The organism is Ruegeria sp. H6, assembly GCF_056532975.1.
Genome location: NZ_JBQFOA010000001.1, coordinates 155,419 through 177,297, shown reverse-complemented (window position 1 = coordinate 177,297; position 21,879 = coordinate 155,419). Strand labels below are relative to the sequence as shown.

Below are 21,879 nucleotides of genomic sequence, written 5' to 3'. Positions count from 1 at the left end.
ACCGTTCATCACTGATTTGGATGAACCCAACCGCCTTTGGGCAGGGTTCCGAATTTGGAATAGCCGGAACCGATTGATGGCTTTGTAGCGCAGCTTTGATTGAATGGCACCCTAAAGACTGGCGCTTGGCCTTTGCTGGATCGTCTCAAACCAGTTCAGCGTCGCGGTGTTTTCTTCGGGAATTCTCATGCGGATGACGCGCGCGAAATCGACAAAGACAAAGGCTGAAATGTCAGCGAGCGAGAATCTTTCACCAGCCAGGAATGCACTGTCCTTCAATCGCGTTTCGAGCAATTCAAAGAATGACGCCACGCGAGCTTTGCCCCGCTCGGCCAGGTCCGGGATCTGCGCATAATTTGTGGGGCCCGGAATGGCACGATCCGCAAAAGACGGGTGCGTATTGCGGAGCGTTTCGCCAATCGGCGCGCCGCCTTGTAGCTCGACAATCGCATTCCACATCAGAACCAACCCTTTTTCGTCGGCGGTCTGACCCATCAGCGGCGGTTCGGGAAATCGAGCTTCGAGATAGGCGGCGATCCCAAGATTTTCGGTCAGGATGGTGTCCTCATCCGTCACCAGCACCGGGATCGTCGCGCGTGGATTTACGGCCAGAAAGGTCTCCTCCATCTGCTCACCCTTCGCGATCGAGATTTCGCGGGTCTCGATCTCAATCCCCTTTTCGGCGATGAATATTCGCGCGCGGCGCGGGCTTGGAGCAGTTGAGCAATCGTAAAACAGCATCTGGCGTTTCCTTCTGAAAAATCGTTTTTCAGAAGGTAGACTGCATTGTCTTTGCCGCGCGAGTCACAAACCTATGTGACCCTGCGGCAATTCAGCGTTGGTAGACGAAACAGCGCCCTTCGACCGCGCCCTCGGGCAATGGCAACTCGGTCAGCCCCTCAAAATACATGCGATCGCTGGACACCATCAGCCCACCCGGTGCAAGCAGCGGTTCGATCAGCGGTGAGACAAAGCGCGCAAAAGCATCGTTCTTTTCTCGGTTGTGCCCGCCCAGATCCGCATGGATCAGGCTGGCTGACGCTCCGAACCGGTCGACGGATGCAGGAAGGGTTTCACGCACATCTCCCAAAATCACGCGATCTTCGGGGGGCGTCGAATCCGGGTGCGAGGCAACTGCACGCTCGAATACATAGACCGGTCGGTCTTGCACGTGCTGCGCCAGATGATGATACGTTCGACCATTGCCCAACCCCAATTCAAACACTGGTCCGGGCTGCCCCGATGTTTGTGCAATGGCAAAATCCAGGCAGGCACGTTGCGAGACCATGCGGTCGATGAACAGATCCAGGCGACTTTGAGCTTCTGGCACAGCTTTTACCTCTGCTGACAATTACGACACCTAACCTGTGCCCTTCGATCCGGTAGTGTCAAATTCTCAAGGGAATGTGTAGTCACGCTGCGGAAATTTCACGATTCCGCGACAATTCAGGTGAAGAAGGTGTTTGACTAGGCAACCCCAACCGCGCGAGACTGTCGCAAAAAGAACAGGGAGTTCACATTACCGATGTTTATGGGCGGTCAAACGGGTAGAAAACCCGCATGAGTGCGTTGTTGTCCGTTCAAGACCTCAGCATCGGTTTTGGCACCGGTCCCGACGTTGTCCAAAACGTCAGTTTTGAGGTTGATGCCGGACAAACCCTTGCATTGGTGGGTGAGTCCGGTTCCGGCAAGACGATTTCTTGCCGGGCCGCGCTGCGCATTCTGCCCCGCACCGCTCAAATCCGCAGCGGCACGATCACCCTGAACGACTCCAAAGGCTCTGCCGATCTGACGAAGATCAGCGAAAAACAGATGCGCGCCATTCGCGGAAATCGGGTGTCCATGATTTTCCAGGAGCCGATGCGCTCGCTGTCGCCGCTGCACAAAATCGGCAATCAGGTCAGCGAGGTGCTTTGGCTGCACCGCAACGCATCCGAAGCGCAGGCGCGCAAAGAAGTGCTGACGCAGTTCGAACGCGTCGGTTTCCCGGACCCGGCCCGTGCCTACGATTCCTACCCTTTCGAGCTGTCGGGCGGAATGCGCCAGCGTGCGATGATTGCGATGGCGATGGTGTCCAAGCCTGATCTGCTGATTGCAGATGAACCGACCACCGCGCTGGATGTGACGACGCAGGCGCAGGTCTTGGGACTGATAAAGGAATTGCAGCGCGAAACTGGGATGGCGCTGGTGCTTGTCACGCACGATCTGGGCGTTGTCGCCAACATGGCCGAAAAAGTGGTCGTGATGCACAAGGGCCGCGTGATGGAGGCTGGCCCCGCCGCCCCTATCCTGACCGACCCTGCACATCCCTACACCCGGCAGTTGTTCGACGCCGCCCCGGCAATACCGGATCAGGACGCAGTTGGAATGCCGATGCCCGCCGAGGATCTGATCCTTGAGATGACCGATGTGTCCAAGACCTACACGATGCGGTCCAGCAAAGGATGGAAGGCCGACAAACTAATCCACGCCTGCCGCGGTGTCGACCTGAAACTGGCGCGCGGTAAGACGCTGGCGATTGTGGGCGAAAGCGGCTCGGGCAAGACAACGGCTGCACGAATCGCATTGGGGGCGGAATTGCCAGACCCCGGCGGGCAGGTTCTGTTCCGAACCGCGCCGGGTGAAGACCCAATCACCGTTCATAAGATGTCCAAGGCCGAGCGTACGGCGTTTCAACGCAAAGCCCAGATGGTGTTTCAGGATCCCTATAGCTCTCTCAGCCCGCGGATGCGCATTCAGGATGCAATGACCGAACCGCTGGAGATCCACAATCTGGGCACCGTGTCTGAACAGCGGGACAAGGCGGCAGAGATGCTGCAGCGGGTCGGGTTGAACGCGGATATGCTCAAACGCTATCCCCACGCGTTTTCCGGCGGACAGCGCCAACGCCTGTCCATTGCCCGCGCGATGATGCTGGATCCGGCACTGATCGTCTGTGACGAGCCGACCTCGGCGCTGGATGTTTCGGTGCAGGAACAGATTTTGACCTTGCTGGAAAACCTGCAGGACAGTCTGAACCTGTCTTACCTGTTTATTTCCCATGACCTTGCCGTCGTCGCCCGGATTGCGGACGAAGTGGCGGTAATGCGACAGGGGCTGGTCGTAGAACAAGCCCCACCGGAAACACTGTTCTACAACCCTCACCACCCCTACACCAAGGCGCTGATCGCTGCACAGCCTGAGCCCGACATAAACCGCCCGATCAACCTGAATATGGTTGCTTTGGGCGCGGGTTCGCCAGACAGTTGGGAAGAAGCCTTTCGTTTCACGGACTCCATGGTACCCTCACTGATAGAAATGGAGCCCGGCCATAAGGTACGTTGCCATGTTTAAGACCACTCGCCACTTCGTCCTGGCCTCATCACTGGCCCTCTTGGGCTTGTTGCCTGTCACTGCCCGATCCGGCCCGGAACTGCAGGAAAATGCGTTCTGGCAATCCGAAGTCGCAAGCGGCAACCTGCCGCCTGTCGCGGAACGCGTTCCCGCCGACCCGCTGATCGTGAACCTTGAGGAAAAAGGCCGCGCATTTGGCACACCGGGCGGCACCTTGCGGACCATGGTGACGCGCTCAAAAGACATCCGCCAGATGGTTGTCTATGGCTATGCAAGACTTGTGGGCTTTGACAGCAACTACGAAATTGTACCCGACCTGCTGGCGTCTTTCGAAAACGAAGGCAACAAGAAATTCACTCTGCATCTGCGCGAGGGCCACAAATGGTCGGATGGAACGCCCTTCACGTCCGAGGATTTCCGCTATTGGTGGGAGGATGTGGCGAATAATGAATTGCTCAGCCCCTCGGGACCACCGGACTTTCTGATCGTTGAAGGAAAACCACCAATCGTTTCCTTCCCTGATGAAACAACAGTGGTTTTTGAATGGGCTGATCCAAACCCGAATTTCCTTCAATCGCTGGCGCAGGCGCGGCCTCCGTTCATCTATCGGCCTGCGGAGTTTCTGAAGAAATACCACGAGAAGTTTGCCAACCCCGACGACCTTGCCTTCGAGGTCGAGGATGCGCGCGTCAAAAGCTGGGCCGCGCTGCACAACAAGCTGGACAACCTTTACAAGTTCGACAACCACGAACTGCCGACCTTGCAACCCTGGCTAAATGCAAGTTCCGGCAAGAAGATCCGCCACAACTTCGTGCGCAATCCCTATTATCACCGCATTGATTCAAACGGGGTTCAGCTGCCCTATATCGACGTTGTCGAGATGGAGATTGTGGCCCCCGGACTGGTCGCCGCAAAAACCAACGCAGGTGAAAGCGATCTGCAAGGCCGTGGTCTTGCGTTCCGTGATGCCTCGATCCTGAAAAAAGGCGAAGCGGGTGGGGGCTACAAGACTCTGCTGTGGAAAACCGGGGTCGCGTCACAGATCGCGATCTATCCGAACCTGAATTTCGAAGACGAAGGCTGGCGCGATGTGTTGCGCGATGTGCGCGTGCGCCGGGCCTTGTCGCTGGCCATTGACCGCAAGACGATCAACCAGGCGCTTTACTTCAAGCTGGCGCATCCCGGTGCGATGTCGGTTCTGCCCGCATCACCGTTTTATGACGAGGCCAACGCAGTCTCTTGGGCCCAGTACGACATTGATCAGGCGAACGCTTTGCTGGACGAAGCGGGCCTGGATCAGCGCGATGGCAATGGTATCCGGTTGCTGCCTGACGGACGGCCGATGGAACTGGTCATCGAAACCGCCGGCGAACGGCAAGAGGTTGAAAACGCTTTACAGATCGTCACCGACACTTGGCGTGATGTCGGCGTCAAACTGGTGATGCGCCCGCTGGATCGCGATATCCTGCGCAACCGCGTGTTTTCCGGCAACTCGATGGCGTCGGTCTGGTTCGGCTGGGATGATGGCATCCCCCAGATGCATACGTCGCCTGCCTATCTTGCCCCAACCGATCAGGTCTTTTTGGCCTGGCCGAAATGGGGGCAGTATTATCAAACCGGCGGCGATGCGGGCGAGCCGCCCGACATGCCAGAGGCCGAGCGCCTGATGGAATTGGCCCATGATTGGGAAATCGCTTCGACCGACGAAGAGCGCGAGGCCGCCTGGCGGGAGATGCTGAAAATCCACGCGGACCAACTCTATGCGATCGGCATCCTGAACGGTGCACCGCAACCGATCGTCGTGTCCAACCGCCTGCGCAATGTGCCTGAACAGGCAATGTGGGCATGGGAGCCCGGCGCGCATTTCGGCATTCATCGACCAGACGAATTCTTCTTCGCCGACTGATCAGGAGCAGCTAAATGGTCATGCTGCGCTATGCGGTGTATCGCTTTTTTACGATGCTGCTGACTTTGTTGGTGGTGTCGGTCCTGATCTTCGTGATCATCAACCTGCCGCCCGGCGATTATCTTAGTAATCAGATTGCCGAATTGCAGGCCTCGGGCCAATCCGCAGGTGTGGCCAAGGCCGAGTTTCTGCGCAAGGAATACTCGCTGGACCGGTCGCTGCCCGAACAATACCTGATCTGGATGGGATTCTGGCCGGGCCCGCACGGGTTCGAGGGTCTGTTGCAAGGCAACTACGGCTGGTCCTTCGAATTTGACCGCCCCGTGCGCGAGATTGTCGGCGACACGCTATGGCTGACTGTTGTCGTAAACCTTGCCGCAATCCTGTTTGTCTATGCCGTGGCCCTTCCCCTTGGTGTGATCGCTGCGGCACGGTCGCGCACATGGATCGACTATACCTCCGCATTCGTGGGCTACCTTGGGCTTGCAACCCCTAACTTCCTGCTCGCGTTGATCCTGTTCTACTATGGTCACCGCTACTTCAACCTGCCCATCGGAGGGTTGATGGATCCGTCCTTCGAAGGTCAACCGATGAGCTGGGACAAGCTGAAATCGATCCTTGTCCACCTGATCGTCCCGACCTTTGTGATCGGCACTTCTGGCGCGTCCGCCATGATGCAGCGCCTGCGTGCCAACATGCTGGACGAGCTGGGCAAGCCTTACGTTGAAACCGCGATTGCAAAGGGTATGGCCCCATCGCGGATGCTGACCAAGTATCCCCTGCGCGTCGCCTTCAACCCATTCGTGGCTGACATCGGAAACCTGCTGCCCTCAATGGTCTCCGGCTCGGTTCTGGTCTCGGTTGTTCTGGGCCTGCAAACCATCGGCCCAACCCTGCTGACGGCACTGAAAACACAGGATCAGTTCCTGTCGGCCTTCATCCTGATGTTCGTGGCCCTGCTGACCCTGATTGGCACCATGATCTCTGACATCCTGCTGGTCATGCTCGACCCGCGCATTCGATACGAGGGGCGTGAGGCATGACAGACAAACCCGACGGCCGCTATGTCGACGACGCCCCGTTCGATCCCGAAGCCTCGATCCAGCAACTGGAACGCGCTGATCTGGATGCGCCCAACTGGATATTGGTCTGGCGCAAATTCAGAACGCACAAGCTGGGCCTGATCTCGGGCATCTTTCTACTGCTGTGCTATGTGGCGCTGCCTTTCGCAGGCTTCATCGCCCCCTACGGCCCCAACGATCGAAACGGGGAACACCTGTATGCCCCGCCGCAATCGGTGAACTGGTTCCACGAGGGTGAATTCATCGGGCCCTACGTCTATCCCATCGTGGCCGAGGCTGACCTGGAAACCTTTCAGTGGAAATTTGTCCCCGACGAGGATGACCCGCGCCCGATTAGGTTCTTCTGCGAGGGGTCCGAATATAAACTGGCGGGGCTGATCAAGTCCGACACTCACCTTTTCTGCGCGCCCGAGGGGGCCACGCTGTTTCTCTGGGGCTCGGACCGTCTGGGCCGGGATGTGTTCAGCCGCATTCTGTATGGAGCGCAACTGTCGCTGACCGTCGGCCTGATCGGCATTTCAGTGTCATTCTTCCTGGGCATCCTCTTCGGATCAATGGCCGGATATTTCGGCGGCAAGATCGACTGGGTCATCAACCGTGTGATCGAAATCCTGCGATCCCTTCCGGAATTGCCGCTCTGGCTGGCGCTGTCCGCAGCCGTGCCGTCGAACTGGAGCCCCGTGGCGGTCTTCTTCATCATCTCGATCATCCTCGGCATCCTCGACTGGCCGGGTCTGGCCCGATCGGTGCGCGCCAAATTCCTGTCGCTGCGCGAAGAAGAATACGTGCGCGCCGCCGAGATGATGGGCGCATCCTCGGGCCGGGTCATCCGCAAGCACTTGCTGCCGAACTTCATGTCTCACCTGATAGCCTCGGCCACCCTGTCGATCCCGGCAATGATCCTCGGCGAAACCGCGCTCAGCTTTCTTGGCCTTGGCCTCAGGGCCCCGGCTGTCAGTTGGGGCGTCATGCTGAACGACGCCCAGAACCTTGCGTCGATCGAGATCTATCCCTGGACCGCAATTCCAATGTTACCGATCATTGTGGTTGTTCTGGCCTTCAACTTCCTCGGCGACGGCCTGCGCGACAGTCTTGATCCCTATCAGCAATGAGCCTGCTCTCGGCCCTTCCCGCGCCAGAGACCTACAAGGTCAAAGGGGCCGGTGCCTATTCAAGCGTCTATGCAGTGTCCGAGCTGGCAACCGCCAGCTTTGCAGCTGTCGGTCAGGAACTTGCCGGTCTGGTCACCGCATTGAACCTGTCAGACACTGCGCCCGATGTGGCGGTCGATCACAGACTGGCATCTTTGTGGTTCGGCTATTCGTTTGCCCCGGACGGATGGGAGATGCCATCCCTATGGGATGCAATTGCCGGAGACTATCGCGCCTCCGACGGCTGGATCAGGCTCCACACCAATTTGCCGCACCACCGACGCGCCGCTTTGGCTATATTGGGGACAACCCCGGATCGGGACACCGTCTCCAAGGCCGTCAGAACCTGGTCAGCCTCAGATCTTGAAACTCAAATCGTCGCCAAAGGCGGCGTGGCAGCCGCCATGCGCAGTCGGACGGAATGGCAAGACCACCCTCAGGGTCGTGCTGTGGCGCGCGAGCCGCTGATCGGCTGGACAGGTCCGCGCAATATCACGCTGCGCCCAAGACCAGAAGCCTCGCCAATCCGACCTTTGGCCGGTCTGCGGGTGCTTGACCTGACCCGTATTCTGGCCGGCCCGGTCTCGACCCGGACGCTTGCCGGGTTTGGTGCTGAAGTTCTGCGAATTGATCCGCCCGGCTGGGACGAACCCGGCGTGATCCCCGATATCTCGCTGGGCAAGACCTGTGCCTATCTGGATCTCAAAACGCCCGAGGGCCTGCAAAAGCTGAAAGCTCTGCTGTCACAGGCTGATGTCTTTGTTCACGGCCTCCGCCCCGGTGCGCTTGATGCGCTTGGATTGGGTAAGGGCGAACGCGACACCCTCGCTCCAAACCGTATTGAGGTCACTCTGAACGCTTACGGCTGGCAAGGGCCCTGGGCAACACGGCGCGGCTTTGACAGCCTCGTGCAGATGAGCACCGGAATTACCGAGGCCGGACAGAACTGGGCCGGTACGGATCAACCGAAACCTCTGCCGGTGCAGGCACTGGATCACGCAACCGGGTATCTGATGGCCGCCGCCGTACTGTCCGCGTTGTCCGAGGCTGCTGATGGTCAGGCCGTCATGGATGCCAGACTGTCGCTTGCTCGAACCGCAGAATTGCTGGTGACACTGTCCAAGAAACCTGCAGGCGAGACATACGCAGTCCCCGACCGAAGGGATTACGCCGAAGAGCCCGAGCTTTCCGGCTGGGGGCCCGGTCATCGTCTGAAACCCGCCGTGACGGTTGGGGACGCGGCGATGTCATGGGCGCTGCCAGCCTGCAAGCTGGGAGGCGCGCAGCCGATCTGGCCTTCGATCTCCACCTGACGCAACCGCCGCGCGGCACGCGCGGCCCGGCCCAACGCTTTGGGTGGCGTCTCGTCAGAAACGCAAGCCAAAGGGGCGGGAGCGTCCGCTCGACCATTGCACTCACCTCAACTTTGCTGCTGTATAGCCAGCGCAGGCCTCACCCCAGACAAAACATGCACGTTCTCACCATCCTGGATCACCCCGACCAAAGCTCTTTCAGCGCGGCGATAGCCAAACAGTTTTGTGCCGGTGCCGAGGCTGCCGGGCATACGACCGAACTGGCTGACCTGCACGCCGAAAACTTTGACCCGCGCTGGTCCATGGCCGACATCGAAGGCGACGGCTCCGGTCAGGCCCCCTGCGACATACAGGCCGAACAAGACCGGATCAGCCGCGCCGATGCCATCGGCTTTGTTTTCCCGCTGTTCTGGTGGGGGATGCCTGCAATGACCAAGGGCTGGATAGATCGCGTCTGGTCCTGGGGATGGGCCTATGATCAACTGGACGACCCCGAAAAATCCCTGCAACGCCCGCGAACAGGCGTCTTGCTTGTCCCGGCCGGGGCGCGGTCAGACGTCATGCACGATGCTGGTTATACATCTGCACTCAAGACCGCATGGATCGATGGCACATTTGGCTATTTCGGCTTTACCAGACGCGAGTTGATCCTGCTGAATGGCTCCAAAGGATCGCAAACAAGACGCGAAGCCTTGCTGAAGCGCGCCTATAACGCGGGGGCCGAATTGGTACCTGCAACCAGCCGAAAATAGCCCCTATCTGTCGTCGCCCCCCGGCCCGATATCGTCCAGATAATCCTCGTCAATCGCTGCCTGCACAGCGCCTGTAACGGCCTCGCGCTGTTTGGGGGTCAGATCCTCGGCCTCTTTGTCATCCGCCAGACGCACCGTGACTTCGCGGTGGGCAAAGCGGATACCTTCGCGGGCGAACAACTCACGGATGTCCTGATAGACCTTCTTGCGCACCAGCCACTGATCCCCGGGCTTGGTCATGAACTTGACGCGGATGATCATCGCCGAATCCTGCATCTCGATCACGCCCTGCGATTTCAGCGGCTGGATAAAGTTCTCGCCGATCACCGGGTCTGTCAGCAGTTCCTGACCCAGCTTCTTGATCAGCTTGCGCACCTTTTCCACATCCGTGTCATAGGTGACCCGCAACGGCAGCTTCATGATCACCCAATCGCGGGAATAGTTGGTCAGCACCTTGATCTCGCCAAACGGAATGGTGTTGAGCGCCCCCAGATGATGGCGCAGCTGGAACGACCGGACGGAGATTTTCTCGACCGTGCCCTTCACGTCGCCGATATCGATATATTCGCCCTTGCGGAACGCGTCATCCATCAGGAAGAACGCCCCGGAAAAGATGTCGCGCACCAGCGTTTGCGACCCAAAGCCAACCGCCAGACCGACGACACCCGCACCCGCAAACAGCGGGCTGACATTGATGCCGATCTCCATCAGCGCAATAAGTGCGATCGTCACGACGACAACAGCCAGAATTGCGCCACGGAAAAGTGGCAGCAGCGTCGCCAGACGGCTTTGACCCCCTTCGCCGCCTTCGTCGCCCAACTCGGCGTCACCTGCGCCATCTTCGACTTCCTCGGCAATTTTGCTGTCGATCCAGACGCGGAAGAAATGGAAAAGGATGTAGCCAATGAACAGGATCACCACCACGTCCAGTGCCCGTTCTATGGGCAGATCTTCGCTCCAGTTCGCCTGCGGGTTCCAGATGACGACCAGCGCATAGGCTCCGACCACAAAGGCCAGAATACCGGCGACACGCCGTGCCAGATCCTCATATGTCACGATCGAATGACGGCGCAATTCGGCCTCGGGCGTGACCGTTGACGCATCGTCTTCCTCCGCGTCACTCGCTTCGGCATTCATTTCATTGATCATGCGATTGCGGTCGAAATAGCGCTCAAGCAGATAATTCATCGCGCCATAAGCCACCACGACCGACATGAAGATCAGATAGCTGCTGGCCACAATCGGGATCGAATCCTCGACCTCAAGCACCAGATCAACCGCGAGCTTGAACCAGCTGAACACCATATAGACGATCAGAACCGGCGCCCAGGCGAACGAGATGAACCGCAAAATCCACGACACCTGATCCGGCTGACGCCCGCCTCTGATCGCGTTGGAAATGGCACGGGCATTGAATAGGATCATCAGCACATTGCCGAATGCACCCAAGAGTGTCAGCGACCCGTAAACCAACGCGTAGACGTTATAGTTCAAGCCAAAATCAGCCACCCAGGTCGCGAACAGAACAGCCGAGATATCATAGGTGGCCAGAGCCGACGCCCAGATATACAGCCGTTTCGCGTCCCGGTCGGAAAAGGGTGGCAGGCGGTATTGGCTGAGGAAGGGCGATAGCACCATACGCCACAGATCCGACACCGTGCGCGCCAGAAAGAACGCCGTAAAGATCGCAGTCACTGTGAACTGGATCGAGATATTCTCGGCCTCGCCAAAGAACAGGTACCCGACGATCAGTGCCATCAGCATGGCAAAGATGGTTCCACCGATACCCATCAGGAAACGGAACACCAGGAACGGCATCTTGTCGCGATAGCCTTGTGGATTTTCCTTTATCCGGGCCACGACGAAACGCTTTGCGATGCGCTTGCCGTAGATCTCGGTCGAAAGCCAACGCCCCAGCAGCAGGAACAGAATATTAAGAACAAGAACTTCTACATAGGTCTGGATGCGTCCGTCCGGGCTGGTTTGCCGCAGGATGAATTTTACTTCGAAGACCGAATATGGCAGCGCTTCGAGGCGGGACAGAACGGAACTGCGGAACTCGGAAAACCGCTCTTGCGCTCTCATCAGTTGCGAGGAATCGTCCAATGGGTCAACAGGCGCATCATCGGCCGCGGCAGACCCCGAGGATGACACCACCTGCCCCGCGCTGTCGATAACTATGACACTTGCGCCCGCTTCGGTTGCGGCCCGAATGGCCCCCACCAGATCAGACTCTGTGCTGCTGTCCGTTTCGCCTGATGTGCCGGTGGTGTAGCCGGGGATCAGTGACGTTTGCGCCGCCACCGGCGATACGATGGTCAAGGTGATCGCCCAAATCGCAAGGATCAGCCCGGTCAGAATATTTGTCTTCATGTTCTGTCGCATCCAGTTCGCAGATGACGGCCAGAATACAGAAGCTGCCAAGCAGGTTCAATTATTGCCCTCGTGCTTTCCAAATTCATGCAAAGCGCGTGTTCTGAGCGCAATGGCCGGGATAAACTGTTTTCATTCCACCACTAATTTATTATGACCAGCAAAGGAGTTTGATAAAGATGTGAGCTTGCCGGAACCACACAGAATGGCGGTCGTTCGTCGATGACTGGCCAATACCGGGGTTCATGCTTGCACGCTCAACAAAATCGGGCCATCTGCGCCTTGTCTTTGTCAAACGGGGACAAAAAAGATAAAACAACCGGTGCAAAAGCGCGGACTTGCACCGAAATCTGGAACGGGCAAAGGCATGAGCCTAGGCAACAACAGCGAAAAACTCGGCCGGACGCCGCGCATATTGTTCTACAGTCACGATACCTTCGGGTTGGGGCATCTCAGGCGGTCGCGCGCCCTGGCCGCGGCGATCACACAGGCTGATCCCGAAGCATCCGCCCTGATCTTGACCGGCTCGCCCGTCGCGGGTCGATTTACCTTTCCACGGCGTGTTGACCATGTCCGGCTGCCGGGCGTCACCAAATTGGCCGATGGCTCTTATGCCTCGCAAACGATGGGGATGAGCATTGATGAGGTCACCGACCTGCGATCTAGCCTGATCCAGACCTCTGTACAGCAATTTGATCCTGATGTCCTGATTGTCGATAAGGAGCCCACTGGCTTTCGCGGCGAGCTATTGCCGACACTGGAGTATCTGGAAAAAACGCAGGACACCAAACTGGTTCTGGGTTTACGCGATGTGCTGGACGAACCCGAAGTGCTGGCCGCCGAATGGGCCCGCAAGGATGCAATCGCGGCCACCGAACGGTTTTATCACGAGATTTGGGTCTACGGGCTGCGATCGATCTATGATCCGACCAAGGGTTTGCCACTAAGCCCTGCGGCCCAGGCCCGGATGCACTGGACGGGGTATCTGCGGCGTGACCTGGGACCCGTGGGCGAGGCCCCCGATCAGCCTTACATCCTGATCACACCGGGAGGCGGTGGCGACGGCAAGGCGATGGTCAACCTGGTTCTGTCGGCCTATGAAAACGATCCGGACCTGTCGCCGCGTGCGATACTGGTCTACGGCCCCTTCCTGTCCGGCGAATTGCGCGAGGATTTTGAAACCCGCGTTGCTGCGCTGGATGGGCGCGTTACGGCAGTCGGATTTGAATCGCAGATCGAAACTCTGTTTGCAGGCGCTTCGGGCGTGGTTTGCATGGGTGGGTACAACACGTTTTGCGAGGTGTTGTCCTTTGACAAACGCGCCGTCATCGTGCCACGCACAACGCCGCGTCTTGAACAATGGATCCGTGCCTCACGGGCCGAGGATCTGGGATTGGTGCGGATGTTGGACGAAGATCGCGAGGGGCTGAGCACGCAATCCATGATCCGCGCGATCCGCGAACTGCCCGATCAGCCCCTGCCCTCCGAGGCGATCCGAAGCGGGCTGTTGGACGGTTTGAATTACGTCACCCATCGCATTGATGCCCTGCTTGGCACGGAACAAGAGCGCGCAACAGGATGACCGCGACCGACCCGAAACTGGCCGTGCTGGTCAAAGGATGGCCGCGGCTGTCTGAAACCTTCATTGCACAAGAACTGGTTGCCCTGCAGGAGGCCGGACATCAGTTCGACATCTGGTCGCTGCGCCATCCGACGGACACCAAGCGCCACCCGCTGCACGACAGATTTACGGGTCAGGTCCATTACCTGCCCGAATATCTTTATGATGAACCTGCGCGTGTTTGGGCCGCGCGTGCTGTGGCGGCCGCCCTGCCCGGCTATCAACAGGCATATGACGTCTGGCGCGCCGACCTGCGCCGCGATCCGACCCATAACCGTATCCGCCGGTTTGGTCAGGCCTGCGTACTTGCCGCTGAACTTCCCGAAAATACGCGCGCGCTTTATGCTCATTTCATGCATACCCCGTCCTCGGTCGCGCGCTATGCCGCAATCATGCGCGGCCTGCCCTGGAGCTTTTCCGCCCACGCCAAAGACATCTGGACATCGCCCGAGTGGGAAAAGCGCGAAAAGCTGCAAGCATCCACGCATGGGGCAAGTTTTGGTGCCACCTGCACCGCCATCGGGGCCGATCATCTGCGCAGCCTGTCGGACGATCCGGCCCGAATAGATCTGATCTATCACGGGCTTGACTTATCGCGCTTTCCCGACGCCCCTGACCGGCCTGAACGCCGGGTTGAGGCGCCGTTTCACATGCTGTCGGTCGGCAGACTTGTCGAAAAGAAAGGGTTTGACCGCCTGTTGGACGCCTTTGCCCTGTTGCCTCGGTCGCTTGACTGGCACTGGACGCATATCGGTGGTGGTACGTTGGGCGACACTCTGCGGGCGCGTGCCTCCGAATTGGGTCTGTCCGACCGGATCACGTGGAAAGGCGCATGCGATCAGCCCGAGGTCATCGCCGAGATGCGCCGGGCCGACCTGTTCGTTCTCCCCAGTCGTATTGCCGAGGATGGCGACCGCGATGGGCTGCCCAATGTGTTGATGGAAGCGGCCTCGCAACTCTTGCCGATCCTGTCCACGCCAGTTTCCGCGATCCCCGAGTTCATTCAATCGGGGACGCACGGTATGCTGTCTGAGGACAACCCCGAGGCTCTGGCCACAGCGATCACCGATCTTGCGGAAAACCCTGCCAAAGCAACCGGGATGGCGCGCGCCGCGCGCGAAAGGCTGATATCCGAATTTCAGATGGACCCCGGCATCGCCCGGCTTTCGGCGCGCCTTTCAGCCCTGTGTGCGGAACGGTCCTGATGGCTCGGGTGGCCTTTTACGCGCCGATGAAGTCCCCAAACAGCCCCAAGCCCTCGGGGGATCGCGAAATGGCCCGCAACCTGATGGCGGCGATTGGGGCGGATGGCGATCAGGTCGATCTGGTGTCCGAGTTTCGTATATATGACAAGTCCGGCTCTGCCGATGTGCAATCGGCCTTGGACACCCGTGCCGCGACCGAGGCAGACAGGCTTGTTCGCGAGATGCCCGAGGATACGGATCTTTGGGTCACCTATCACAACTACTACAAGGCTCCCGATCTGTTGGGCCCCGTGGTCAGCACCGCGCGCGGCATTCCTTATGTGCAACTGGAAAGCACCCGTGCTACCAGTCGCCTAACTGGTCGTTGGGCGGGTTTTGCGCAATCCGCGCATGACGCCTGCGATGCGGCTGAGGTTATTTTTTATCACACCGCAAATGACCTGATCACGCTGGAACGCGAACGCTGCGGCTCTCAGGCGCTTGTCGAATTACCGCCCTTTTTACCGGTCTCTGCCCTGCCGGAACGGTCGTCGCTGGACGGCCCGATGCTGGTGGTTGGAATGATGCGCCACGGGGACAAGCTGGCCTCTTACAAAATTCTCGCCGAGGCTATGAGCCTTGTTCCGGGGAACTGGGCTTTGCACATTGCCGGTGACGGTCCGGCCCGCTCAGAGGTCGAGGCGCTGATGGCGCCCTATCGGGATCGGGTGACGTTTCTGGGGCAGCTGGACCGCGCGGCTTTGCAGGCGCAGTACCAGACGGCCTCAATGCTGATTTGGCCTGGCGTGAACGAGGCTTACGGGATGATCTATCTTGAGGCCCAGGCCGCCGGGGTGCCGGTGGTGGCACAGAACCGGCCTGGGGTGCGGGACGTGTTGGCCCCCTCGGAACATCCGTCGCCTGATGAGGGGGAAGCAGGATTGGCAAGGCGTATTCAGACATTTCTGGATAACCCTGAAAGCAGAGAAGCAGAGGGCGCGCGCGCGCGCTCCTATGTCGGGCAACGCCACCTGATCCAGGGTGCAACCCGGCGCTTCTGGCAGGCGGCGCGACCATTGTTGAAGGAGCAGTCATGACCCGTCTAGCATTATTGCGCCACGGCCACACGGAATGGAACCGGGCCGGTCGGATACAGGGGCGCAGCGACATACCGCTGGATCAGGACGCTCAGCGTGAATTGGCGGGGTATCGATTGCCCAAGCCATGGGATCAGGCCCGGATCTGGTCCAGCCCCCTGGTGCGGGCGGCTGAAACCGCGCGTCTGGTTTCAGGCGTTGACCCTCAGACCGCGACTGCGTTGACCGAGATGAACTGGGGCGAATGGGAAGGCCTGCGCGGTGTCGATCTGATTGCAACGCCCGACAGCGGGTACCGACATATCGAAGACTGGAGCTGGCAATTTCGCCCGCCGGCCGGGGAAAGCCCGGCTGAGATCTGGGACCGCCTGACCCCCTGGCTGGAAGCTCTGACGGGTGACAATCTTGCGGTTTGCCATATCGGCATCATGCGGGTGATCCTGGCCAAAGCCTGGGGGTGGGATTTCGACGGCCCCGCGCCGTTCAAGATTAAGCGAAATCGATGTTATGTGGTTGATCTGGACCACATGCGTGCTGAGATCGAGCCTATCAGACTGGTGTCGCAAGAGGCTGAAGCATGAAGGTCATGATCATCGTCACGCACCTGCTGGGCACCGGGCATCTGAGCCGGGCGCTGACGCTGGGGCGTGCCTTTGCCCAACGGGATCATGACGTGTTTGTCGTCACTGGCGGAATGCCTGCGCCGCAATTGGACAGCAGCGGCGTGACGCTGTTTGGCTTGCCGCCCCTGCGTTCGGACGGCACCAATTTCATTCGATTGCTGGATGAAGCGGATAATCTTGCCACCCCCGGTTATCTGGCCGCACGCACCAAGGCTTTGACACAGGCGGTCACTCGCTTTGAACCCGATGTGGTGATCACCGAGCTTTTTCCCTTTGGTCGACGTTCTTTGTCCAAAGAGTTCGTTGCAGCGTTGGGCGCAGCACATGGGCTGGCGCGGCGGCCGGTTGTTCTGGCCTCGGTGCGTGACATCCTTGCGCCGCCGTCGAAACCTTCGAAAGCGACGCGCGCGGATGAGGTTCTGGAAAGCTTTTACGACGGCGTTCTGGTGCATTCCGACCCAGAGCTCGTTCCGCTGGACATCAGCTGGCCGGTGTCGGAAGTGACCCGAGACAAGCTGCTTTATTCCGGTTTTGTCGCCCCGCCAGCGCCGCACCCGCATCCCGAAGATCTTGGACAGGGTGAGATATTGGTCAGCGCGGGGGGGGGATCCGTTGGGCAGCCGATCTTCCGCGCGGCCATCGAGGCCGCCCGTAAGATGCCCAACACGCGCTGGCGCCTGTTGGTCGGCGGGCGCGACGCGCAAGCCCGGATTTCCGACCTTGCGAAAACGGCCGGGGACGCATCCGTTATTCTGGAACCGGTGCGCCCGGACTTTCGCCAAATGCTGCCAAAAGCCGCCGCATCGGTCAGCATGTGCGGCTACAACACAGCGATGGATTTGCTGCAATCCGGGGTGCCTTCGGTTCTGATCCCCTTTGATGAGGGCAACGAAGTTGAACAGGGCCTCAGAGCGCAAAGCCTGGCGCGGCAACCTGCAATCGAAGTTCTCAGCAGCGCAGATCTGACCGGGGACGCGTTGGTTGCGGCTTTGACACGCGCCATGGCCAAGGGCCCGCGTGCGCCCCTGACCGAAGGGTTTGACGGGGCGCGGAAAACGGTAGAGATCGCAGAACGTCTTGCGGAGCGGCGCACATGACCCCGAATTGGCAACCGCTGGAGCAAGAGATTCGGCTATGGCAGCAGGATGATCTGAACCTGCCACTATGGTGGCGCGATGACGATGCCACCCAAGTGACGCCGCAATTGGAACAGCTTACCACTTTGGCGAGATCGTTGGACCTGCCCGTCCATGTCGCGGTTATCCCGCGCGATGCTGAACCCGCACTGGCGGATTTGATCAGTATGAACCCGGTTCTGATCCCGGTTGTCCATGGTTGGGCGCACCAGAACCACGCACCAGGAACCGAAAAGAAATCCGAGTTTCGGTTGCATCGCCCGTTGGCTGATATCGAAAGAGACGCCTTTATGGGGCTGACGCGTCTACGTGACCTTTTCGGCGACCGCTTGTGTCCGATGTTCGTGCCCCCCTGGAACAGGATCGCACCTGAAATAGTCGCGGCCTTGCCTCGGGCGGGGTATCAGCTGCTTTCGACCGCGACGCCAAGAAAAATGCGTTTTGCCGCGCCGGATCTTGAACAGATCAACACCCATCTGGATCCCATTGCCTGGCGAGGAACGCGCAGCCTGGTTGATCCAGACACTCTGATTCAACAGGCTGCCGCCCTGCTGAAAGACCGGCGAGAGCGGCGGGCTGACAACACCGAACCCTTTGGCGTGTTGACGCATCACCTCGTCCATGATCAAGACATCTGGACGTTCACTCAGGAATTGCTGACCCGGCTTTTGGATGGCCCCGGATGTGCCTGGTCAGCACCGGAATACCTTAAAACCCAAGGAGATCTTGCATGAGCCGACTGGATTCCATGCTGCGCCGTCTGACTGCCCAGCGTGACGGGCTGAACTGGGCGGCGTCTCAGATCGAAGAAATTGACGGCGACATTTTGGACATGGGTTTGGGCAATGGCCGAACCTATGACCACTTGCGAGAAGTTCTGCCCAATCGCAGGATCTGGGTGATGGATCGCGTGCTGCAATGCCATCCTGACAGCACGCCTCCGCCAGAGGATTTTCTGCAGGGCGAGGCTGAGCCCATGCTGGAAAAACTCGCAGCCTCGGGGCGCACAATTGCGCTGGCGCACTATGACTTTGGACGCGGCATCAAGGCCGATGACGTGGCGGAGGCTGCACGCCTTAGCCCCTTGATTGCTAAGGTGATGATCCCCGGCGGGCTGTTGATCTCAGGCCAGCCACTGGAAGGGTTCGCCCAGATCAAAGGCCCCGAGACAATCGCGCCGGATCGGTATCTGTTCTATCGCGCCTGATCAGGCCACACGCCGACCCCGCGACCAGACGGCGCTGAGCGCCGGTGTGCCCGCGCGCATGCCAAAGCGGATCACATCCGCGCGCAAACCGGGCTGCAATCTTCCGCGATCCTCCAGACCGGCAGCTTGCGCCGGCGTTTGTGTCACCGTTTTCATCCCACGCGCCATGTCGCCCCACAGCTCGCCCAGTTTGACCGCGGACAGCAGCAGGGCCGACGGCACATAATCCGAGGACATGATGTCCAGATGCCCAAGCTCGGCCAATTCCCGGGCTGAAACGTTGCCGGAATGCGACCCGCCCCGGATCACATTGGGCGCGCCCATCATCACCTTGATGTCGTGGTCATGGCAGGCACGGGCGGCCTCGACCGTGGTGGGGAATTCGGCCAGCCGGATACCGTGGTTTGCCGACACCCGCACTTGATCTGCGGTGGTGTCATCATGGCTGGCCAGTACCGCGCCATAGCGGCGCGCGGCCTTGACGGTTTCAACCTCATGCTGATCGCCAAACCGGTCGCGCAGGGATTTCAACTGCGCCACCTGCGCTTCGAACCCGGCGTCGTCCAGGCCATGTTTGCCCTGCACATAATCCTTGAGTTTCGCAAGATCTCTGAACTGGCGCTGACCGGGCGTATGATCCATGATCGACACCAGCCCGACCCGATCTTCGGGACCAAATTCATCAAGCTCTTCAACCAGCGTTTCCGAGCATACCTCGGCCCGAAGATGCAGAAAATGACTGATCTTGAGCGCATCTTTCTCGCGCAATTGCCAAAGCTCGCGCGACAGGCCCCGCGCATATCTTCGGCTGCGGGTAACATTCGTCGGCACCGTCCCTACCCGCATGGCGTCAAACACGGTGGTGATGCCGGTGCCGGCCAATTCGGCGTCATGGGCGATGATGGCCGAGGCATGGGGCCAGTCCACCTTGGGGCGCGGCTCGATATGGCGTTCAAGGTTGTCTGTGTGCAGCTCAACCAGCCCGGGGCTTACGAAATCCCCGGCACAATCCACCGCGCCCGCCGGAACAGAGGCACCCGTATCGATATCGACAATGGTTTCACCCACAACCCGGACACTGCCGGTTACGGTCTCATCCGGCAAAACAAGCGTGGCATTGGCAAGGATCAATTCTTCTGTCATCTGAACTTCACACGGTTTGGGCTATGGATCAGGCCACGCTGCAGGAGGCCAATGTGACATTCACGCGATACGCGATCTATTACGCCCCGCCCGCCGACGAAGACTGGGCGCGGTTTGCAACGGCCTGGTTGGGTTGGAACATGGAAACCGGCCAAGAGGTGCCGCATCCGTCCGTGGCTGACCTGGGTGTCGCCGCCATCACCGACGTGCCCCGCAAATACGGCCTTCACGCGACGATCAAGCCGCCTTTTCGGTTGCGCGAAGGTCAGACCGTTGCCGATCTTAAAGCCGCATGCGCCACCCTTGCGGCCGGGCTGGCACCGGTCACCCTTGATGGGCTCAAAATTGCACGCCTGGGACGTTTTCTGGCGTTGCGCCCCCGTGGGGACGAGGCGCGATTGAACGCGCTGGCCGCAGCTTGTGTGCGCGATCTCGATAGCTTTCGCGCTCCCGCGACCGACGCGGAGCTGGCCCGCCGCCGGGCCAATGGCCTGAGTCCTGTGCAGGATGCGAACCTGACTCAATGGGGTTACCCGTTCGTGATGGACGCGTTTCGGTTCCACATCACGCTGAGCGGCAAGCTGGACAAAGCCACGCTTGGCAGGACCGAGAGCACGCTGAACCTGCGGCTTGCGCCACTTTTGCCAAAACCCTTCGAAATCAGCAATTTGGCCCTGATGGGCGAGGCACAGGATGGACGATTTCACCTGATCCATCGCTACGGCCTTTCCGGTTGAAGACGCGTGAGAATTTCATCGACCGTATGCTCCAGCGCGCACGAGTTGTCGATTTCGATAACGCTGTGCAAGCCTTCGGGCAAAGGGGCGGATGCCCTTTGCAACCGACGTAGCTGCTCCGGCCCGGACTCGCGCCCACGGTCCGATAGACGCTGCATCAGCACCCGAGGGTCCGCTTTCAGCGAGATCACCAGCAGATTGCCAAAGACCCCTTGTGCCTGCATCAACACCGCGCGGGACAGGTTGACCAGAACGGCACGCGAATCGTGGCGAAGCTCCTCAATCGCGATCGGCACTCCATAGCGCATCCCGTGGGCCGCCCAATGCACGGCAAATCCACCGTTTTGGGCCATCTGCTCGAAAACCTGTTCAGAGACGCGATCAAAATCCTCGCCCTCTTCGCCCGCAGGTCTGGTAATGACCCGTCGAGCGCGCCTGAACCCCGGCGCGCGGGCCTCTAGCGCGGCCATCACGCTGTCCTTGCCGACGCCAGAGGGGCCGACCACCGCTATGACCGGTGCACGCGTCATGCGGCAATGCCCGGCGTGAAACCCGAAACATCAACCTCGCGGTCACAGACCCGAGCCCGGGCTTCGATATCGTGGAATATCCCCACAATCGCGGCGCCGCGGTTTTTGGCCTCTTCGATCAGCGCCAAAACCGTCTCGCGATTGCGCGCGTCAAGACTGGCGGTCGGTTCATCCAGCAACAACGCCGGATAATCATAGGCAAACCCGCGCGCGATGTTCACGCGCTGCTGCTCACCTCCGGAAAATGTCGTGGGGCTCAGCGACCACAACCGGTTCGGAATGTTCAGCCGTTCCAGCAGGCCCGCCGCCTTTTCCAGTGCGCGGGGCTTATCCCAGCCGACCGCCAGCAAGGGTTCGGCCACAACCTCAAGCGTGGGCACACGCGGAACCACGCGCAGAAACTGGCTGACATAGCCCAATGTCTCGCGCCGCAATGCAAGGATTTCGCGCGGTTCGGCTTTGGCAATATCCAAACCACCAACAAGGACCTGACCCGACGCCGCAAGGTAATTGCCGTAGATCACCCGCATTAACGTCGATTTACCCGCGCCCGAGGCACCCGTCAGGGCCACACATTCGCCGGGCCGGGCACTCAGGCAAGCGCCTTCCATGACCGGAATCACGGCACCGCCCTGATTGTGCAGGGTGAAACTCTTGCTGACATCCTTAAGCTCGATCATCACAATTCATC

The 21,879-nt window shown here is 59.6% G+C and carries 20 protein-coding genes; 14 read left to right on the top strand and 6 right to left on the bottom strand.

The window, feature by feature from the left end:
- Positions 1-111: 111 nt before the first annotated feature.
- Both ACR0AG_RS00855 and ACR0AG_RS00850 read right to left on the bottom strand, forming a co-directional pair.
- On the bottom strand, positions 112-741 hold the full coding sequence (locus ACR0AG_RS00855) for a glutathione S-transferase family protein (RefSeq protein ID WP_480835446.1): 630 nt from the start codon (positions 739-741) through the stop codon (positions 112-114).
- A gap of 91 nt (positions 742-832) precedes the next feature.
- A complete protein-coding gene (locus ACR0AG_RS00850) occupies positions 833-1,330 on the bottom strand; it encodes a class I SAM-dependent methyltransferase (RefSeq protein WP_480835444.1) in 498 nt (165 codons plus the stop codon).
- Positions 1,331-1,560: 230 nt separating this feature from the next.
- On the opposite strand from ACR0AG_RS00850, the gene ACR0AG_RS00845 reads away from it, so the two are divergent.
- The 6 genes from ACR0AG_RS00845 to ACR0AG_RS00820 all read left to right on the top strand — a co-directional run bounded on the left by ACR0AG_RS00845 (position 1,561) and on the right by ACR0AG_RS00820 (position 9,537).
- Positions 1,561-3,333, top strand: a complete 1,773-nt coding sequence (locus ACR0AG_RS00845) for an ABC transporter ATP-binding protein (protein WP_480835442.1) — start codon at positions 1,561-1,563, stop codon at positions 3,331-3,333.
- Complete coding sequence (locus ACR0AG_RS00840) at positions 3,326-5,239, top strand: ABC transporter substrate-binding protein (protein ID WP_480835440.1); 1,914 nt, start codon at positions 3,326-3,328, stop codon at positions 5,237-5,239. Before ACR0AG_RS00845 ends, ACR0AG_RS00840 begins: the two co-directional genes overlap by 8 nt.
- Before the next feature lie 14 nt (positions 5,240-5,253).
- Positions 5,254-6,282, top strand: a complete 1,029-nt coding sequence (locus ACR0AG_RS00835) for an ABC transporter permease (protein WP_480835438.1) — start codon at positions 5,254-5,256, stop codon at positions 6,280-6,282.
- Positions 6,279-7,433 (top strand): ABC transporter permease, encoded by a 1,155-nt coding sequence (locus ACR0AG_RS00830; RefSeq protein WP_480835436.1) that lies wholly within the window; start codon positions 6,279-6,281, stop codon positions 7,431-7,433. Before ACR0AG_RS00835 ends, ACR0AG_RS00830 begins: the two co-directional genes overlap by 4 nt.
- Entirely contained in the window at positions 7,430-8,785 is a 1,356-nt protein-coding gene (locus ACR0AG_RS00825; RefSeq protein WP_480835434.1) for a CoA transferase, read from the top strand. The genes ACR0AG_RS00830 and ACR0AG_RS00825 overlap by 4 nt, the downstream gene beginning before the upstream one ends.
- Positions 8,786-8,940: 155 nt before the next feature.
- Positions 8,941-9,537 (top strand): NAD(P)H-dependent oxidoreductase, encoded by a 597-nt coding sequence (locus tag ACR0AG_RS00820; protein WP_480835432.1) that lies wholly within the window; start codon positions 8,941-8,943, stop codon positions 9,535-9,537.
- A gap of 3 nt (positions 9,538-9,540) precedes the next feature.
- On the opposite strand, the gene ACR0AG_RS00815 is transcribed toward ACR0AG_RS00820, so the two are convergent.
- On the bottom strand, positions 9,541-11,910 hold the full coding sequence (locus tag ACR0AG_RS00815) for a mechanosensitive ion channel domain-containing protein (RefSeq protein WP_480835430.1): 2,370 nt from the start codon (positions 11,908-11,910) through the stop codon (positions 9,541-9,543).
- A 367-nt stretch (positions 11,911-12,277) separates the two neighbouring features.
- Between ACR0AG_RS00815 and ACR0AG_RS00810 the strand changes: the two genes are divergently transcribed.
- From ACR0AG_RS00810 to ACR0AG_RS00780, 7 genes are read left to right on the top strand one after another with little or no spacing between them, the layout of a single operon-like run.
- Positions 12,278-13,492: a glycosyltransferase family protein gene (locus ACR0AG_RS00810; RefSeq protein ID WP_480835429.1), complete on the top strand. Its 1,215-nt coding sequence runs from the start codon at positions 12,278-12,280 to the stop codon at positions 13,490-13,492.
- Complete coding sequence (locus tag ACR0AG_RS00805; RefSeq protein WP_480835427.1) at positions 13,489-14,736, top strand: glycosyltransferase family 4 protein; 1,248 nt, start codon at positions 13,489-13,491, stop codon at positions 14,734-14,736. The genes ACR0AG_RS00810 and ACR0AG_RS00805 overlap by 4 nt, the downstream gene beginning before the upstream one ends.
- Entirely contained in the window at positions 14,736-15,812 is a 1,077-nt protein-coding gene (locus tag ACR0AG_RS00800) for a glycosyltransferase family 4 protein (protein WP_480835425.1), read from the top strand. The genes ACR0AG_RS00805 and ACR0AG_RS00800 overlap by 1 nt, the downstream gene beginning before the upstream one ends.
- The gene (locus tag ACR0AG_RS00795) at positions 15,809-16,393 is read left to right on the top strand and encodes a histidine phosphatase family protein (protein WP_480835424.1); all 585 of its coding nucleotides are present in this window, start codon (positions 15,809-15,811) and stop codon (positions 16,391-16,393) included. The genes ACR0AG_RS00800 and ACR0AG_RS00795 overlap by 4 nt, the downstream gene beginning before the upstream one ends.
- Positions 16,390-17,532, top strand: coding sequence for a glycosyltransferase family protein (locus ACR0AG_RS00790; protein WP_480835422.1), 1,143 nt, complete (start codon positions 16,390-16,392; stop codon positions 17,530-17,532). The genes ACR0AG_RS00795 and ACR0AG_RS00790 overlap by 4 nt, the downstream gene beginning before the upstream one ends.
- Positions 17,529-18,305, top strand: coding sequence for a polysaccharide deacetylase family protein (locus tag ACR0AG_RS00785; protein ID WP_480835420.1), 777 nt, complete (start codon positions 17,529-17,531; stop codon positions 18,303-18,305). The genes ACR0AG_RS00790 and ACR0AG_RS00785 overlap by 4 nt, the downstream gene beginning before the upstream one ends.
- Positions 18,302-18,778 carry a class I SAM-dependent methyltransferase gene (locus ACR0AG_RS00780; protein WP_480835418.1) on the top strand — a complete coding sequence of 159 codons (477 nt, stop codon included), beginning with the start codon at positions 18,302-18,304 and terminating at the stop codon, positions 18,776-18,778. Before ACR0AG_RS00785 ends, ACR0AG_RS00780 begins: the two co-directional genes overlap by 4 nt.
- Here the strand turns inward: ACR0AG_RS00780 and ACR0AG_RS00775 are convergent, their stop codons facing one another.
- Positions 18,779-19,921, bottom strand: coding sequence for an alpha-D-ribose 1-methylphosphonate 5-triphosphate diphosphatase (locus tag ACR0AG_RS00775; RefSeq protein WP_480835416.1), 1,143 nt, complete (start codon positions 19,919-19,921; stop codon positions 18,779-18,781). It lies immediately after the preceding gene.
- 53 nt (positions 19,922-19,974) lie between these two features.
- Here ACR0AG_RS00775 and ACR0AG_RS00770 point away from each other — a divergent pair, with 53 nt between their 5' ends.
- Positions 19,975-20,658: a DUF1045 domain-containing protein gene (locus ACR0AG_RS00770; protein ID WP_480836846.1), complete on the top strand. Its 684-nt coding sequence runs from the start codon at positions 19,975-19,977 to the stop codon at positions 20,656-20,658.
- Here the strand turns inward: ACR0AG_RS00770 and phnN are convergent.
- Both phnN and phnL read right to left on the bottom strand, forming a co-directional pair.
- Positions 20,640-21,188 carry a phosphonate metabolism protein/1,5-bisphosphokinase (PRPP-forming) PhnN gene (gene phnN, locus ACR0AG_RS00765; protein ID WP_480835414.1) on the bottom strand — a complete coding sequence of 183 codons (549 nt, stop codon included), beginning with the start codon at positions 21,186-21,188 and terminating at the stop codon, positions 20,640-20,642. The two genes, ACR0AG_RS00770 and phnN, sit on opposite strands and share 19 nt — an antisense overlap.
- Positions 21,185-21,868, bottom strand: coding sequence for a phosphonate C-P lyase system protein PhnL (gene phnL / locus ACR0AG_RS00760; RefSeq protein ID WP_480835412.1), 684 nt, complete (start codon positions 21,866-21,868; stop codon positions 21,185-21,187). Before phnL ends, phnN begins: the two co-directional genes overlap by 4 nt.
- Positions 21,869-21,879 lie beyond the last annotated feature (11 nt).